Source organism: Cryptosporangium aurantiacum (assembly GCF_900143005.1).
In the GTDB taxonomy this organism is placed as follows: Bacteria; Actinomycetota; Actinomycetes; order Mycobacteriales; family Cryptosporangiaceae; genus Cryptosporangium; species Cryptosporangium aurantiacum.
In genome coordinates, this window is sequence record NZ_FRCS01000033.1 from 1 (window position 1) to 15,377 (window position 15,377).

Sequence of the window (15,377 nt, forward strand, 5' to 3'; positions counted from 1 at the left end):
CCGGCAGCGGCTCCGGCCGTGGTCCCCGGGTCTGGGTTCCCGGTAGCCGCTGGGTCCCCGGACCCGGCGACGGCGGACGCACCGACCTCGGCGACACCCTCCCCCTCGAAGCCATCGACCGCATCGCCTGCGACGCCGCGATCAACCGCATCATCCTCGGACCCGACGACGTCCCCATCGCCGTCGGACGCCGCACCCGCCTCGTCCCACCCACCATGCGCCGCGGCCTGGTCGTAAGGGACCAGGGCTGCCGATTCCACTACTGCACCCGCCCACCCCACTGGACCCAAGCCCACCACATCATCCCCTGGACCCACGGCGGACCAACCGACATGAACAACCTCATCCTCCTATGCGGTTTCCATCACCACCGCGTCCACGACGAAGGCTGGACCCTCCAACTCGACGGACAAGAACTCACCATCCGCCGACCCGACGGCACCATCCTCGACCCACCCGACTAGCAACCCCAACAGCCAAAACAGCCGGGCGCCACCCGGCACGCAGGCATGCCGGGACGCCGGCATGCCCACGAGCCTCCGGCGCGCCGAGCCCTCGCCGACCCACACTGGGGCCCCTCGAACCGGCCGAGCCACACTGGGGCCCCTCGAACCGGCCGAGCCACGCTGGGCAAGTCGGCGTGCCCGCTGCGCGTATTCAGAGGTCGTCGAGGATGGCCTCCACCCACACGGAGTCGAGATCGCGATCGTCCAGCGTGGGGTCGAGCGACGTCATTCTGGCGAGGAACGTCGCGCACGATCGTTCCACTTCGGCGTGGTGCTGTTCGTGGGCCTCGAACGGCTCCGTGTAATCGGGTGCGGGATTCGCCCTGAGCAGTTCGACGGCCGCGTACCAGCGCCAGGCGACCTCTACGAACGCCGCCACCGACGCGTTGAAATAGCAGACCGCCGGGCGGTAGAGATCCGGATGGTGAGGGCGCAGCTGTTCGTGGACGTCATCGGTGGTCAACGGGCGCGCGCGGATCCCCATGACCCGTCCGGTGCCGGCGATCGCCCCGACTCGAATCGTGAGGTCCGGATTGAAGTCGGCGCCGTAGACGCCCAACAAGTACAGCTGTGCGTCTGCCGAGATCAGCCGGCGTTCTGGCTCACCGGCAACAGTGGGTTTCAGCGTAGGACGCGAGGCGGGTTGGAGCGTGGGGCGCAGTAGTGGCCCGTCGGGCAGTCCCCACTGCCGCAGCGCCGAACGGTCCGGTTCGGGCAGGTGCCAGTGCTCGACGACCGCATCGAACTGAACCTGCGCCTGCGGCACGATCACCGAAGACAGCGGCGCGCCGAGGAGGGCCAGCATCTCGTCGTAGAGCCTTCGCACTCTCGCCTCCGGGAGCGACGACCGCCGTGGACCGTTCCGGCGTCACCGCCCGACCGGCAGCGACGGCACCGCGCTGGAGTATGCCCACCCGCTGAACGTGATCCCGATCGGACCTCACTCGGTAGCTGCGGCGGCCCTGCTCCGCGCTGCGGCAGCGCCGATCAGATGCACCGCTGGCGTCGTCGGCCAGCCAGGCTCCCTAAATCCGACCCGAAGCGTGAATGAAACGTCGACCCGAAGCGCGTCGTCGGCTGCTCGTTAGAACGGCTGAAACTGTTCGAAGGGCGGCTCGAACGACGGATCGGGCAGTCTCATGGCCCGGCAGCGGGGCACGGTCTCACCAGCCGGGTCGTCACCGATGAACCGGTGGGTGCCGCTGTCGAAGGCGCCGGGGACCTCCGCCCAGCCGAGATTCCGCTCGTAGTAGCGCACCGCGGCCCGCACCGACGGCGTCCAATCATCGTCCAGAACGATCAGGCCACCCGGCCGGACGATCTTCCGGAGGAAGTAGAGGTCGACGACCACCTCGTGGAATCGGTGACTGCCGTCGACGAACGCGGCGTCGGCCAGAACGCCGTCGGTGAGTAGTTGCGGCAGGGCGACCGAGGAAGGGACCGTCAGCAGGCTGGTGATCGAGTCTGCTCCGGCCGAGCGCAGCAGGTTCCATCCGACGTCGGAGAACGCCTGTTGTTGGAACGGATCGATGACGATGTGCCGGGGCTGCGGGGACGCGACGACCAGGAGGGCTTCGGCAATCGCGAGAGCGGAACTGCCGTAGGCGAGCCCAACCTCAACGACCGTCTGTGCCCGGTCGGCGATCAGAAGGTCGCGGAGCAGGTCACAGTCTCGCTCAGGCAGCGTGACGATCTCAAAATCTCGTTCCGGGCCCCGCGTCCACGCCGGACCCTCACGCACGAGCCGGCCACGCGCCTCCCGGACTCGTCCCAGTCGATCGTCGATTCTCACCCACCCCCGTCGGCCATCGGGCCGTTGGCCCTTCAGCGACCGGTCACTTGGTCTCCTCGGCCAGCGCGACGAGGATGCCTGCGGGGCCGCGGAGGTAGCAGAGCCGGTAGCTGTTCTCGTACTGCACCAGCTCGCCGAGGAGTTCGGCGCCGTGTGGCCGCAAGCGATCGACGATGTCGTCGATGTCTTTGACGGCGAACATGACGCGATGGTTGCCCAGCGTGTTCGCCGGAGCGAGCGGGTCAGCGACTCGGCTCGTCGGCGAGTGGTACTTGGTCAGCTCGAGCCGCCCGTGGCCGTCCGGGGTGCGCATCATCGCGATGTCCGATCGGACTCCCTCGAGACCGACCAGGCGATCTACCGCGGCGCCCTCGACCGTCGCCTCGCCTTCCAGCTCCAGCCCGAGTTCGACGAAGAAGGCTTTCGCGGCCGCGAGGTCGTCGACGACGATCGCGATGTTGTCCAACCGCTGGATCGTCCCGCGCCTCGGGTGGGCGTTCGGCTGGCCGGTGTCATCCATGACGATCTCCATTCGGATCTCGTGACCGAGGTTCCGGGGCCGGATGCTCGGTGCCCGCCCACGACGCACCAGGCTATGCGGTCATAGATCCGGCTGGATTGCCCGGGGCGCTGGACCCCACGTCGGGTCAGGCGTAGCGGCTGGAGGGCTCCGGGAGGCCGAGGTTCTCGCGGTGGGTGGCGCCCCGGTACTCACCGGTGTAGACGCCACGTTTCCGCAGCTCCGGTACGACCAGCTCGACGAACTGCTCGACGCCGACCGGGATCGACGAGAACGCGAGCATGAACCCGTCGGCGGCACCGCCGGTGAACCGCTCGGTCATCCAGTCGGCGATCCGGTCCGGGGTGCCCGCGAGGAACCGCCGCCGCAGCATCGCCCGGTTGACCTCGCGCAGCGTGAACGTGCCCTCCCCCACGACCCGCCGGATCTGCTCGTACACCGACTTGACCTGGTTGGTCGGCACCGAGAGGTCCGGCTGGAACTTCTCGTCCATCGGATGGCTGCTCACGTCGAAGTGCAGGTAGTGCGAGAGCCAGTCCAGCGACAACCGGTCCGGGGTCAGCGACTCGATGAGATCGAGGTACTCGTCCGCCTCGCGTTGCGTCTCACCGACGATCGGGGAGAGCGCGGGCAGGACCTTGAGGTGATCGGGGTTGCGGCCGTTGGCCGCGGCCCGGCGTTTGTAGTCGTCGTAGAGCGCCTGCGCGCCGCGGATCCCGCCGCCGTCGAGCGTGAAGACCGCCTCCGCGGTCGCTCCCGCCAACGCCCGACCCGCCTCGGACGCCCCGGCCTGGAACAACACCGGACGCCCCTGCGGTGGGCGGGCGATGTTCAGCGGACCGCGGACGGTGAAGAACTCGCCGCGGTGGTCGAGGCGGTGCAGCTTGCTGGCGTCGGCGAAGTAGCCCGACTCTTTGTCGTAGCGGAACGCGTCGTCGTCCCAGCTGTCCCACAGCCCGTTGACGACGTCGATGAACTCCGCCGCCCGCCGGTACCGGACCGCGTGGTCGAGGTTCGCGTCCCGGCCGAAGTTCCAGGCTTCCTCGTCGCTCGCGCTGGTGACGACGTTCCAGCCCGCGCGACCGCTGCTCAGGAAGTCCAGCGACGCGAGCTTGCGGGCGACGTGGTAGGGCTCGTTGTACGTGGTCGAGACCGTGGCCGCGAGGCCGATCTGCTCGGAGACCTGGGACAACGCGCCGAGGAGCGTGAACGGCTCGGTGCGGATGTTGACGACGTGGTCGATGCCGGAGGCAAACCGGTCCCAGACGTACAGCTCGTCGGCGATGAACAGCGTCGCGAAGCCGCCGCGCTCGGCGGTCCGGGCGAAGTCCCGGTAGTAGCCGACGTCGAGGTACCGCTCGGGCTGCGCGCCGGGTAACCGCCAGCTGGCGAGGTGCTCGCCGCCCGGATAGAAGATCATCGCGCCAAGGATCATCGACGGCTCGCTCATGACGTACCCGACACTCCCCGATCGTCTGGTATTCCCAGTTCTTCACTCGGAAAGATAGCCCTTGCCGGGCGGAATATCTGTCGTCGGCTGGCCTTGTACGAAATTAGAGGTTCCGTACGACGAGAAGGAGAAAGTGGCATGGCCGAGAGACTGGTACTCAAGCCCGGCCCCGATCACCCGATCACGGTCACCCCGAGCACCGACCGGGTCGTCGTCACGGTGGCCGGAAAGGTCGTCGCGGACAGCCGGAACGCGCTGGCGCTGCAGGAGGCGTCCTACCCGCCGGTGCTCTACGTCCCGCTGGCCGACGTCGACCAGTCCCTGCTCGAGCGCAGCGCGACCGAGAGCTACTGCCCGTACAAGGGCGACGCGTCGTACTACTCGATCCCGGCCGGCGGTGACAAGGCCGTCGACGCGATCTGGGAGTACCGCGCGCCGCACCAGCCGGTCGCCGAGATCAAGGACCACGTCGCGTTCTATCCCGACCGGGTCGACTCGATCTCGGTCGACGCCTAGAAGCCGGCCCCTAGAACAGGGCCCCTAGAACAGGGCCCCCTAGAACAGGGTCAGCGGTTCGACCGGGGCGGGGTCCGGGAGCGGGTCCAGCGCAGGCACGCGAGCCCGGACCTCGTCGTGGAAGCGGCGGGCGAGCGCCGGGGCGTCCGCGTTGTCGGGCGTGTGGACGAAGACCGTCGGCGAGCGGCCCTCGCGGAGCCACTCGACGACGGTCTCGACCCACGGCTGCCAGCCCTCGACGGTCCGCGCGACCTCGTCGCGTCCGAGGTACCGGACGATCGGCCGGTCGGTGAGCGCGACCGCGCGCCGGGCCACCCGCGGCTTCTTCGTCCACGCGTCGCGCTCGGCGTCGCTCGTCGGTGCGGACCGGAAGAACGCCGTGGTGTCGAACGGCACCCATTCGGCGCCGGCGCGCGTCAGCACGTCCTCCAGCTCCGCGGTCGCACGGGCGTCGTCGAAAAACGCCGGGTGCCGCACCTCGACCGCGTACCGGAAGGATCCGGGCAGCCGCCGGAGGAAGTTCGCGAGCAGCGGCACGTCGGCGGGGCCGAACGACCCCGGCAACTGCACCCACAGCGCGTCGGCGCGCGGGCCGAGCGGCTCGACCGCGTCGAGGAACGCCCGAACCTCCTGCTCGACGCCGGTGAAACGACGCTCGTGCGTCACGGCCTTCGGGAACTTCACGACGAACCGGAAGTCGGGGCCGGTCTGCGCGGCCCAGGTGGCCACCGTCTCACGGGTCGGCGTCGCGTAGAACGTCGTGTTGCCCTCGACCGCGTCGCACCACCCCGCGTAGGCCCGCAGACGCTCCCCGGCCGGCAGCGGATGCGGCAGGAACCGTCCCTGCCAGGCCTTGTGCGTCCACATCGCGCAGCCCACGGCAAGACGCACGTCCCCGACCTACTCCCTCTCGACGATCGACCGCTCCAGCCTAGGTCGCCAGGAGCGCCGACGGCGTCGCGCGGCCGGGCTCGGGTTCCTCGTCGCCGCGCCGCGGCTCCGGAGCACCGGATTCGGTGCCGGGCTCGTCGTCGGTGACCGGGTCGTCGGTCAGGCGGCTGCCGCGGACGTCGCGCAGCAGCTCGTAGCCGGCGATCACCAGCGCGACGAGCATCAGCGCGGACAGCACCTTCCGGTCGACGTACGTCCCCGGCGGCCCACCCCGCAGCATGAACGGCAAATACGACAAGAACGACGCCACTTGGACGAGAAGCGGCAGGTACCAGCGGCGCGGCACGTAGAACGCGAGGATCAGCGTCAGCACGTCGGCGAGGTAGAAGTAACGCTCGTGCATCCGGGGCTGGAGGAACGGCACCAGGATCCCGAAACAGGCAGCCGCGGTGACGATCCGCGTCCGGTCCAGTTCGGTGCGCGTCGCGGTGAGCACCCAGCAGATGCCGAGCACCGCCGCGGCGGCGAGCAGCGTCCCGATCGCGGCCATCTCCACGGCGCCGACCCGCACGTCGAAGAACTGGTAGATCGTGGGTCCGCCGCGGACCAGGCGCTTCGGGTCGTCGAGCTGGTGGAAGTAGAGCGTCAGCACCTCGATCGGGTCCCGCCCGATCAGCATGATCGGGACGTCGACCGCCACGTAGACGACCGGCGCGATGAGCAACGTCCGCCAGCGCACCAGGCCGCCCAGCAGCAGCAGCGCCAGCACCGGGAAGATGAAGATGCCCAGCGGCTTGAACGCGTAGGCCAGCGCGCAGAACGAGACCGCGAGCCACGGCCGGTCACGCAAGAAGAAGTAGAGCGCGCCGACGCAGAACGAGGCCCAGATCGAGTCGCACTGGCCGTACATCGACGCGTTCACGACCACGGTCGGCAGGAACACCGTGATCAGCGCGGCCGCCGCCGGGATCCGCCAGCCGGTGTACTTGAGCGCCACGATCCGGTAGACGAACCAGGCGAGCACCACGTCGAACACGACGAAGATCGCCTTGAGGTTGAACAGCAGCTCACCGGGCAGCCAACCGGCCAGCATGAGCAGGTAGAGGAACGGCGCGTTGTAGTTGCCGACCGCCGAGTCCCAGCCGTGTTCTTGTAAGTGGGCGTACCAGTCGAAGAAGACCTGCATGTCGGCGGTGACGTAGTTCCGCCCGACGAATCGGGCCGCTACCGCGAGGACCACCAGCGCGGCGAGCACCGCCCACTCCGCGGGGGGCACCGAACGCAGGCGTTGAAGTGTCATGCGAGGAGAACTCCGTCGACCGGTGGGCGTGAGTGACGATCGTAAACGCCGCGTCACCCGCCGAGTACTTGCCGGTGCCAACCTCTGGACCGGAGGTTAAGGGTGAATCAATTCGGCGGGTGCGGATGAACCGGATGGAGTCGCCCTACTAGTCTGAGAGTTCTCTCAGGAACCACCTGCGTCCGCCTGGTCGGCAGGCGTCACCGATCGCTTGGAGTCCCCATCCGATGACCGCTGCCGTCGGTACTCGCGCGTCCGTACGCCCTCGCGAGCTGTACCTGGACGCGCTGAGAACCGCGGCGATCGTGCGAGTGGTCGTGTACCACTCGTTCGGCGGGGCGTGGCTGAGCTGGGCTTTCCCCGCGATGGGCGTCATGTTCGCGCTCGCCGGCGGGCTGATGGTGAAGTCGCTGGACCGGCAGCCGGCCGCGACCGTGATCCGGAACCGGGTGCGCCGATTACTGCCCGCACTCTGGCTGTTCGGTGCCGTGATGATCCCGGTGATGATCTGGCAGGGCGGGGCGCTGAGCACCTGGTCCGATTCGGACACCGGTGACCCGATCCCCCTCTGGCACCTGGTGTTCTGGCTGGTGCCGATCTTCGACCCGCCCGGCAACGAGTGGGGCGAGAACGTCACGGTCGTGCTCTGGTACCTGCGGACCTACCTCTGGCTGGTGGCGCTCAGCCCGCTGCTGCTCCGGGCGTTCCGCCGGTGGCCGATCCCGACGCTCCTGCTCCCGCTCAGCATTCTGTTCATGCAGGCGCTCGACGTCGTCCCGAACGCGGACGACGGCATGGTCTGGGCGCTCCTGTCCGACCTGGGGATCTTCGCGCCGTGCTGGATGCTGGGATTCGCGCACCGCACCGGAGGCCTCGCCAAGGTGCCGATCCCGGCGCTGGCGACGTTCGTCGTGGGCGCGGCTGCAGGTGGCATCGTCTGGGCGCTGTCGCACCCGCTGGAGACCGACGACGGCAACTCCTACGACCTCAACGGGATCCCGGTCGCGCAGGCGCTCTGGTCGCTCGCGGTGATCGTCCCGCTGCTGCGGTTCGCCCCGGACGCGAGCTGGATCGGCCGGACGCCGGTCCTCGGGCGGTTCGTGGCGTTGGTCAACGCGCGGGCGGTGACGATCTACCTCTGGCACAACGTGCTGATCGACGTGTCGTACGTGCTCAGCGAGAAGCTGGAGGAAGTCGGCGGGGTCTGGGAGTCCGGCATCACGTACCACCCGGCCTGGATCTTCGGTTCGACCTGGATCCTGATCGTGGGCGCGGTCGTCCTGTTCGGATGGGTGGAGGATCTGGCCGCCCGGCGGCGTCCACGGCTGTTCCCGGTGGGGCCGTCCGCGGCTGCGCAACGCGCGGCCCGCGACGCCGAGGCGACCGGGCCGCCCGACGGGGAACCGGCCGGTCCGCCGGTATTCAGCGCCGCCGAGCCGCCAGGCCGATACGGGGCTGAACCGCCTGGCCGGTATGGGGCTGAGCCAGCGGCCGTGTACGGCGCAGAGACGCCGGGCGTGTACGGGGCTGAGTCGCCGGGCGTCTACGGGGCCGAGCAACCGGGGCACGCTCGGGCCGGAGCACGCGCACCCGGCCAGTACGGCGAGCGGGACCGGGGCTACCCCGCGCAGGGTCCGCCGGTGCACCAGGGCGTGGGGGTACCGGTACCGGGGCATCCCGGCGCGGGAGGCCCCGGGTACCCCGACGCGGCGGCGCCGGGGTACCGCGGGCACGTCCCGGCGACGGGCGGGGCGGCTGCGCCCGCGCGCCACCCGGACGGCCGTCGCGGTCCACTACCGCCTCGCGGCGCCGACCCGATGCGCGGCGCCCAGCCGCCCCGCGGCGGGCAAGCGCCCCACGACGGGCAGCGCCTCTACGGTGGGTCGTCCGACGGTCAGGCCCCGTACGACGGCCGGCCTTCGTACGATGGCCAGCCCCCGCGCGGCGGTCAGCCCTCGCGCGACGGTCAGCCCTCGCACGGCGGGCGCTCCACGTACGGCGGTGAGCCTCCCTACGCCGCCAGACCCACGTACGGCGGTGAGCCTCCCCACGGCGGTGGCCCTTCGTACGGTGGTGAGCGCACGTACGGTGAGCCCTCGATCGGGGAGCCCTCGATCGGGGAGCCCTCGTACCGTGACCCCTCGTTCGGTGAAGCCCCCTACGGGGAGCCCCCGTACGGTGGTGAACCCCAGTACGGCGGCCGGGCCCCCAACGGTGGTGCGGCTTCGTACGGTGGCGACGCGCACGGCGGATTCGTCCCGCCCCGGGAACGGCCAGGGCCCCCGCCGCAACGGCCGGAGCCGGATCCCGGAACATCCGGACGCCACGGAGGCAGACATCGTGCCGACTGACGAGCAGCGCGACCGGCCCGCCCCGCCGACCACCTCGTGGTACGAGCTCAAGGCCAGGGAACTCGTCGTTCTCGCGGCCTCGATGACGCTGCTGTGGCTGGTCGTCAGCCGCGACGGCGTGGCGCCCGAGCGCCCGGCCGACCAGCCCGCGCAGTCGGAGCGGGCCGTGGTGCAGCGGGTCGAGTGGAAGGCGTCCGACGGTCAGTGGGTGGTCTGGGACCGCAGCGTCGCCACCGAACTGCAGCGCGCCAGGGTGGCCCAGACCCACAAACGCCACTGCCTGCGGCGGTCACCCACGCACCGCTGCCGCGTGGTCGTCGAGGCGGTTTTCGACACCGTCTCGGCCGCCCACGCCTACCGGCGTTCCCGGTGCCAGACCCACGACGAGGACGAGAGCACCTGCTAACGGCTCGCGGGCTGGAACAGCTCGACGAGGTTGCCCGCCGGGTCGCCGACCAGGATCTGGCGGCCGCCCGGCCCGGACACCGGTTCGCTGCGGAACGGCACACCGGCCCCCTTCAGCCGGTCGATCTCGGCGTCCAGATCGTCGACGATCAGGTGGATCCGGTTCCGGCCGGGCTCCGCGGCCTCGGGCGGGGTGGCCCGCGCGCCGGAACTGGCCGGTCCGGACAGCAACAACCGCAGCGGGCCGCGGACGACGTCGGCGAACGCGGCGGGCGCGGGGCTGGTGTGCAGCGTGAACCCGAGGTGCCGGGTGTAGAACTCGACGGCCGCCGGGACGTCGTCCACGACGTACCGAACGCTGGCGTACTGGGTCATGACACAGCCCTCCTTCAGGCCTATCCAGTAGGGACGGGACGGGCGAGGACGGGAAGCAGGTACCTCACCCGGGTATCGATGTCGGCCGCGGTCCGGGCGAACACCGCGTCGTCGCCGCCGGACGGATCGGCGACGCTCCAGTGCACCCGGCGTGACTCCCCGCCGAACTCCGGGCAGATTTCCCGGACCCGGTCGCACAGGGTGACGACGTAGTCGAAGCGTTGGCCGGCCAGCGTGTCCAGGTGCCGCGGACGTTGCTCGGCGACGTCGACGCCGTAGCGGTCCCGCAGCACCCGCACCGCGGCGGGGTGCAGCGCCGGACGCGGCGCGCTCCCGGCGCTGGTGACCACCGCCCGGCCGGCCGCGTGGACGCCGAGCAGCGCCTCCGCGATCGGTGAGCGCGCGCTGTTCCCCGTGCACACGAACAGCACCGAGGAGCGCCGGTCCCCCGACGGCGGCGTCAGCCCCAGCGCCGGGTGCAGCGACGCACCGGCGCTGCTCAGTCCGTCCGCGCAGCGCGAGAGGTCGAGGTGGTAGTAGCTGTCGCGGCCGTCGAAGCTGCTGCGCACCGCGGTGACCAGGCCCCCCTCGCGCAACAGCCGCAGGTGGTAGGAGACCAGGTTCTGTGGCTGGCCGACCAGCGCGACGAGCTCGCGCACCCGCAGGTCGCTGCGGGCCAGCTCGGTCAGCAGCTGCCAGCGCAGCTCATGCCCGGCGAGGCGGACGAACGCCGGGACGGCTCGGCTCGGTGGCGAGACCATGCCCCGAGAATACATCAAACTCGTTTGATAGGTTCGCGGCTGGCGCCAGGTGGGCACTCTCCCGTTGTCCGACCAGGAAAGACGGGGAGACCGACATGCCGCTGCCGATCGAGAACTACGCCGTCATCGGGGACACCCACACCGCCGCGCTGGTCGGCAACGACGGGTCGATCGACTGGCTGTGCGTCCCCCGCTTCGACTCCGGCGCGATCTTCGCCGCGCTGCACGGCACCGAACAGCACGGGCGCTGGCTGATCGCCCCGGCCGGTGAGGTGCGGGCGGTGCGGCGGCGCTACCGCGGCGACACGCTGGTGCTGGAGACCGAGTTCGACACCGACGACGGCACGGTGCGCGTCATCGATTTCATGCCGCCCCGCGGTGAGGCGCCGGACGTCGTCCGCATCGTGGAAGGCGTACGCGGACGCGTACCGATGCAGATGCACCTTCGGCTGCGCTTCGACTACGGCCGGGTCGTTCCCTGGGTGTACCGGGAGGAGGGGGACCTGGTCGCGGTCGCCGGACCGGACGCGGTCTGGCTCCGCACGCCGATCGAGACGTACGGCGAGGACCTCGCCACCCACGCCGACTTCTCGGTCGGGCCCGGTGACCGCGCACCGTTCGTGCTGACCTGGCGCGCCTCGCATCTGCCGCCGCCCGAGCCGCTCGACCCGATCGTGGAACTCGGCGCGACCGAGGGCTATTGGCAGGGCTGGATGTCGGCGTGCACCTACGAGGGCGAGTGGCGGGAGGCCGTCGTCCGATCGTTGTTGACGTTGAAGGCGCTGACCTACGCGCCGACCGGCGGGATCGTCGCGGCAGCGACGACCTCCCTGCCGGAAGCGCTCGGCGGGGTCCGGAACTGGGACTACCGGTTCTGCTGGCTGCGGGACGCGACGATCACGCTGCAGTCGCTGCTCTACTCCGGATTCCAGGCCGAGGCGCAGGCGTGGCGGAAGTGGCTGCTGCGGGCGATCGCCGGTGATCCCGCGGAGATGCAGATCATGTACGGCGTCGCGGGTGAGCGCCGGCTGACCGAGTACGTCGCGGACTGGCTTCCCGGCTACGACGGGCTCCCGGTGCGGATCGGCAACGCCGCCGCCGAACAGTTCCAGCTCGACGTCTACGGCGAAGTGATGGATGCGCTGCACCAGGGGCGTCGCTCGGCGTTGAAGGTGCACGATCCGGCCTGGGGCCTGCAGGCCCAGCTGATGGCGTTCGTCGAGGACCACTGGCGGGATCCGGACGAAGGGATCTGGGAGGTGCGGGGAGGCTCGCTGCAGTTCACGCACTCGAAGCTGATGGCGTGGGTCGCGGCCGACCGCGCGGTCAAGGGCGTCGAGGAGTTCGGCCTGCCCGGCCCCGTGGAGCGGTGGCGCGCGCTGCGGGACGACATCCGCTCGGACATCCTGACGCACGGGTACGACGAGAAGCGCAAGACGTTCACCCAGTCCTACGGATCGGTCGAACTCGACGCGGCGCTGCTGATGGTGCCGCTGGTCGGGTTCCTGCCCGCTGACGATCCGCGGGTGCGCGGCACGGTGGCCGCGATCGAGAAGGAACTGCTCGTCGACGGTTTTGTCCAGCGGTACTCCCAGCCCCCGGAGCCGGGGGTGGACGGGCTGCCCGGTGGCGAAGGCGCGTTCCTGGCCTGCTCGTTCTGGCTGGCCGACAACTACGCGCTGGCCGGCCGCCCGGACGAGGCGCGGGAGCTGTTCGAACGCCTGCTCGCGCTGCGCAACGACGTCGGGCTGCTCTCCGAGGAGTACGACCCGAAGGCCGGGCGCCTGGTCGGTAACTTCCCGCAGGCGTTCAGCCACGTGCCGCTGATCGACACCGCTCGAAACCTGTCCACCGCTCGCGGGCCGTCCGAAGCGCGGCACGAGGAGCACTCGCGGTAAAACTGTTGTTCACCTGATGCCCATGAGAACGTGGTGACGACGCCCCCTTGACGCCCGAAGGTCTCGGTCGTGAGGGAGCCCCAGGTCAGTGTCGTCATACCCACCCGCAGGCGGCCGGAGCTCGTGCTGCGAGCGGTCCGCACTGCGCTGGCGCAGACACTGCACGAGATCGAGGTCATCGTCGTCATCGACGGTCCGGACCCGTCGACCCGGGAGGCTCTGGCGACGAACGCGGATCCGCGGCTGCGGGTGGTGGAGCTGGCGGAGTCGGGCGGCGCGCCTGCGGCGCGCAACGTCGGGGTCGCGCACGCGACGGCCCGCTGGACCGCGTTTTTAGATGACGACGACGAGTGGCTCCCCGAGAAGCTCGCGACCCAGCTCGCGCTCGCCGAGCAGTCGCCGTACGCGTCACCGGTAGTGGCCAGCAGGCTGTTCATGCGCACGCCGCGGGCCGACACCGTGCTCCCGCGTCGCCTGCCGGAGGCCGACGAACAGCTGAGCGAGTACCTCACGGTCCGGCGCGGGCTGTTCCACGGCGAGGGGTTCATCCAGACCTCGACGATCCTGGCGCCGACCGAGTTACTGGTCCGGGTGCCGTTCACCGTGGGCGTGCGGCGGGCGCAGGAACTCGACTGGTGCTTACGGTGCCTGGAGCACTCCGATGTCGGGCTGGAGTACGCCGACGAGCCGCTGGTGATCTGGCACGCGGACGAGAACCGTCAGCGGGTGAGTTCGGACGCTCCGTGGCGCGAGTCGATCGAGTGGCTGAAGGAGACCCGGCCTCGGGTCACGCCGCGCGCGTATGCGGCGCTCGCGATGAGCGTCGTCGCGTCGATGGCCGCGACCAGCAAGAGCCCGCGCGTGTTCGGCAGCCTGCTCGGTGAAGCGGTTCGGCACGGACGCCCCGGCGTCATCGACTACGTGACGTACGTCCAGGTGTGGTTGGTCCCGGCCGGGTTACGACGGGTCGTCCGGGACCGTGCGCGCGGTCGCCGCCAGGCGGCCGCGTGAGGGCCGTTGCCGTCCTCGTGGTGGCGGTGGCTGCCGCCGTCGTCGAGTTTCTCCGCACGGACCACCTCGGAGAGGCGGGAGAGGCAGCGGTTGCCGCGGCGATCGCGGTCGGCGTGGCGTGGCTCGCCCTGACGCTGCCGGGCACCACGCGAGCCGGCGCGCTGATCGGCGGGTCGTTCGTGGTGGCCGGGATCCTGACCTGGACCTCCACTGACCGGCCGATCCTGATCTGGGCGGTGCTGGGGATCGCGGGGATCGGGTTCGCGATCTGGAGCAGGCCGTGGATCGCCAACCTTCGCGCGCTGCCGCGGGCGGGCGCCGCCTGGACGGGTCTGGCCTACTGGCCGCTGGGCGTCGTCGGTGCGCTGCTCGTGGGACATTGGACGGTCGGTGCGCAGAGGGCCGCCTACGCGGGTGTGTTCACGCTGGCCGCGCTCGCGCTGATCGCGGTCGTCGCGGTGACGAGTCGTGACCCCAGCATCGGGGTGGCCACGGCGGTGCTGCTCGGGATCGCGGCGCTGCTGCTGGCCGGCTCCGGAAGCGTGTTCGACGCCGTGCGCGAGGTACCCGACGGGAGCGCCTCGGCGGCGGCGATGCGGGATCGGTTCTGGGGCGGACACGGGCTGTTCTACCAACCGAACGCGCTGGCGGGCGTGGCCGTGATCGCGGCGATCCGGATCGCACCCGACCGCGCGTTCGCCCTGTGGCAGCGGTTGGCGGTCACCGGTCTGGCCGGGATGCTGCTGGTGCTGAGCAACTCCCGGACCGGGCTCGTCCTCGCCGCCGGCGCCGCGCTCGTGCACGCGGTGCTGGTGCTCTGGCGGCGCTGGCCCGGCCTTCCCGACTACCGGCGCCGGTGGGTGGCGATCGGGGCCCCGTTCCTGGTGCTGGCGCTCGTCGTCGTGCTCTCCGGGGGTGCCGACTACCTGACGCGGAATCGGTTCAGCGGCGCCGCCAACCCGCCGAGCGGCACGGCGGCCGCGACGACCAGCGGACGGACCGACACCTGGCGTCAGGTCGGCATCGACTGGCAGAACGCGGGGATCGCGGAGAAGCTGTTCGGCGACGCCACGACCTCTCGTGCGGTGGTGACGCGCCTCAACGACGGCGCGCCACCGGAGGGCCCGCGGCGCCAGCTGAACACCGACAACGCGGCCGTCGGCGCGTTCCGGCGTGCGGGTGTGTTCGGTGCGCTGGCGTTCCTGGTCGGGATCGTGCTGCTGGTGGCGCACGCGCTGCGGCGGCGGGCGGCCTGGTTCACGATCGCCGTTTTCGCGTTGCTGCCCACGATCGCCACCGAGGACTGGCTGCTGGGCGGCACGAACGGGGTGATCTGGATCCTGCTCCTGGCCGGTGAGGTCTACCTGCTGCGCCGCATGCCGACGCCGCCGGCCGTCACAACCGAGCCGGCCGTCACAGCCCAGCCGGCAGTCGCAGCCCAGCCGGTGGAGGATGCGGAAGCGGTCGCGCTCCCTCCGGCCGGAGACCGTCGAGGATAAAGCGGCGAGGCGCCGGCGATCGCCCCACCGGCAGTTCGTCGCACAAATATGGCGGGGAGAGTGACTCTCCCCGCCATATTCAACATATAGCGCACCCGGGGG

15 protein-coding genes are annotated in these 15,377 nt (G+C 70.6%); 7 read left to right on the forward strand and 8 right to left on the reverse strand.

The genetic code is table 11. The features are described from left to right. The coding region (locus BUB75_RS42970; protein ID WP_143175795.1) for an HNH endonuclease at positions 1-464 on the forward strand (464 nt) is incomplete at its 5' end. A 193-nt stretch (positions 465-657) separates the two neighbouring features. On the opposite strand, the gene BUB75_RS42975 is transcribed toward BUB75_RS42970, so the two are convergent. The 4 genes from BUB75_RS42975 to BUB75_RS42990 all read right to left on the reverse strand — a co-directional run bounded on the left by BUB75_RS42975 (position 658) and on the right by BUB75_RS42990 (position 4,268). Next, complete coding sequence (locus tag BUB75_RS42975) at positions 658-1,311, reverse strand: SUKH-4 family immunity protein (RefSeq protein ID WP_143175796.1); 654 nt, start codon at positions 1,309-1,311, stop codon at positions 658-660. Between the two features lie 279 nt (positions 1,312-1,590). Continuing rightward, positions 1,591-2,247: a class I SAM-dependent methyltransferase gene (locus BUB75_RS42980; protein WP_218618124.1), complete on the reverse strand. Its 657-nt coding sequence runs from the start codon at positions 2,245-2,247 to the stop codon at positions 1,591-1,593. 94 nt (positions 2,248-2,341) lie between these two features. Next, entirely contained in the window at positions 2,342-2,818 is a 477-nt protein-coding gene (locus BUB75_RS42985) for a VOC family protein (protein ID WP_073266571.1), read from the reverse strand. A gap of 127 nt (positions 2,819-2,945) precedes the next feature. After that, positions 2,946-4,268, reverse strand: coding sequence for an LLM class flavin-dependent oxidoreductase (locus BUB75_RS42990; RefSeq protein WP_073266501.1), 1,323 nt, complete (start codon positions 4,266-4,268; stop codon positions 2,946-2,948). Positions 4,269-4,406: 138 nt separating this feature from the next. On the opposite strand from BUB75_RS42990, the gene BUB75_RS42995 reads away from it, so the two are divergent. Continuing rightward, positions 4,407-4,784, forward strand: a complete 378-nt coding sequence (locus BUB75_RS42995) for a DUF427 domain-containing protein (protein WP_073266503.1) — start codon at positions 4,407-4,409, stop codon at positions 4,782-4,784. Between the two features lie 39 nt (positions 4,785-4,823). Here BUB75_RS42995 and BUB75_RS43000 read toward each other — a convergent pair whose 3' ends face one another. Both BUB75_RS43000 and BUB75_RS43005 read right to left on the reverse strand, forming a co-directional pair. Next, positions 4,824-5,675, reverse strand: a complete 852-nt coding sequence (locus tag BUB75_RS43000) for a DUF72 domain-containing protein (RefSeq protein ID WP_073266505.1) — start codon at positions 5,673-5,675, stop codon at positions 4,824-4,826. Between the two features lie 40 nt (positions 5,676-5,715). After that, positions 5,716-6,975, reverse strand: a complete 1,260-nt coding sequence (locus BUB75_RS43005) for a glycosyltransferase 87 family protein (protein ID WP_143175798.1) — start codon at positions 6,973-6,975, stop codon at positions 5,716-5,718. A gap of 227 nt (positions 6,976-7,202) precedes the next feature. Here BUB75_RS43005 and BUB75_RS43010 point away from each other — a divergent pair, with 227 nt between their 5' ends. After that, a complete protein-coding gene (locus BUB75_RS43010; RefSeq protein WP_073266509.1) occupies positions 7,203-9,326 on the forward strand; it encodes an acyltransferase family protein in 2,124 nt (707 codons plus the stop codon). Then, positions 9,316-9,732, forward strand: a complete 417-nt coding sequence (locus BUB75_RS43015) for a hypothetical protein (RefSeq protein WP_073266510.1) — start codon at positions 9,316-9,318, stop codon at positions 9,730-9,732. The genes BUB75_RS43010 and BUB75_RS43015 overlap by 11 nt, the downstream gene beginning before the upstream one ends. On the opposite strand, the gene BUB75_RS43020 is transcribed toward BUB75_RS43015, so the two are convergent. Next, positions 9,729-10,106, reverse strand: a complete 378-nt coding sequence (locus BUB75_RS43020; protein ID WP_073266511.1) for a VOC family protein — start codon at positions 10,104-10,106, stop codon at positions 9,729-9,731. The two genes, BUB75_RS43015 and BUB75_RS43020, sit on opposite strands and share 4 nt — an antisense overlap. A gap of 20 nt (positions 10,107-10,126) precedes the next feature. After that, positions 10,127-10,867, reverse strand: coding sequence for an arsenate reductase/protein-tyrosine-phosphatase family protein (locus tag BUB75_RS43025; protein ID WP_073266512.1), 741 nt, complete (start codon positions 10,865-10,867; stop codon positions 10,127-10,129). Between the two features lie 95 nt (positions 10,868-10,962). On the opposite strand from BUB75_RS43025, the gene BUB75_RS43030 reads away from it, so the two are divergent. From BUB75_RS43030 to BUB75_RS43040, 3 genes are all read left to right on the forward strand, one after another. Beyond that, positions 10,963-12,765: a glycoside hydrolase family 15 protein gene (locus BUB75_RS43030; RefSeq protein WP_073266513.1), complete on the forward strand. Its 1,803-nt coding sequence runs from the start codon at positions 10,963-10,965 to the stop codon at positions 12,763-12,765. A 69-nt stretch (positions 12,766-12,834) separates the two neighbouring features. After that, positions 12,835-13,776, forward strand: a complete 942-nt coding sequence (locus tag BUB75_RS43035) for a glycosyltransferase family 2 protein (RefSeq protein ID WP_073266514.1) — start codon at positions 12,835-12,837, stop codon at positions 13,774-13,776. Beyond that, positions 13,773-15,275 (forward strand): O-antigen ligase family protein, encoded by a 1,503-nt coding sequence (locus BUB75_RS43040; RefSeq protein ID WP_143175799.1) that lies wholly within the window; start codon positions 13,773-13,775, stop codon positions 15,273-15,275. The genes BUB75_RS43035 and BUB75_RS43040 overlap by 4 nt, the downstream gene beginning before the upstream one ends. Positions 15,276-15,377: the final 102 nt, after the last annotated feature.